The organism is Phormidium sp. CCY1219, assembly GCF_035615515.1.
Lineage (GTDB): Bacteria > Cyanobacteriota > Cyanobacteriia > Cyanobacteriales > Laspinemataceae > CCY1219.
Window position 1 is genome coordinate 1 of the sequence record NZ_JAJENT010000544.1, and the last position, 849, is coordinate 849.

General features: G+C 47.3%; 1 protein-coding gene. It reads right to left on the bottom strand.

What is annotated here, in order from left to right; genetic code table 11:
- The coding region (locus LKK83_RS14815; RefSeq protein ID WP_324631967.1) for a hypothetical protein at nt 1–473 on the bottom strand (473 nt) is incomplete at its 3' end.
- Between the last annotated feature and the right edge of the window lie 376 nt (nt 474–849).

Below are 849 nucleotides of genomic sequence, written 5' to 3' on the forward strand. Positions count from 1 at the left end.
GGGGTCGGGAGTATCTCGGCGATCGCTTCTGGGGTTCGACCCATTCCGATGCGATCGAGGTGTCTGCGGAAAGGTTGGAAAACTTCAAGAATTCGTTGGTTGAGCGCTTCCGACAACCGCAGCAGATCGGAAAATTTCAGGTAAGGCAAGCGTTCCACAATCTCATCGAACGCCACTCCAGAATTCGGAGCCGTCATCACATTCCGCACCAGCTTCGTCAGAGGCAACTCCCCCTCAATATAGGCATTGAGTTCGTCTGCCGTCACTCCTAAAAAATTAAGCATTGCGTCTCGGTTGCGTTTGTAGAGGTTCGTACTTTCTCCCGCCTTCAACCGATGAAAAGCAGTGCGCTGGATCCCTATTCGCTGTGCCAGCGCTGTATCGTTCGGTTCTCCCAAAACTTCACTAAGAAACGCTATTAACTCTGCCAGCCGCATCTGCGGCGTTCCTTGCCTGTTCTTCTGTTCGCTCACCTAGCACTCAGCACTAATGTCGCTACAATTTGTTGGACGAGTTTGGAATTTGTTACATTTCTTTACATAATAGATAGGTTTTTCCCTTGACAAGTTAAATAATTTTGACTAGATTAACGGTATCCCGAAAAATGAGAATGCAATTTTTCGTTAGAGGCAGTAGAACGTAATGCGTTCGTTCTGCCATCAGATCCCTAAATTTCCCATTTCAAACAAAAAAAGGGGATTGCACTCCCCTCAAACCTAAAAAACATTACCCAAATTGTACCATGTCTGAAATTTTTCTCAAGCCTTCCTTCGCAATCGGCACGGGTTCGGTCTCCAATTTCTCTGGTGCCTCCGAGCCACCCCTTGGGTTCCGCTTCAACTACGACTA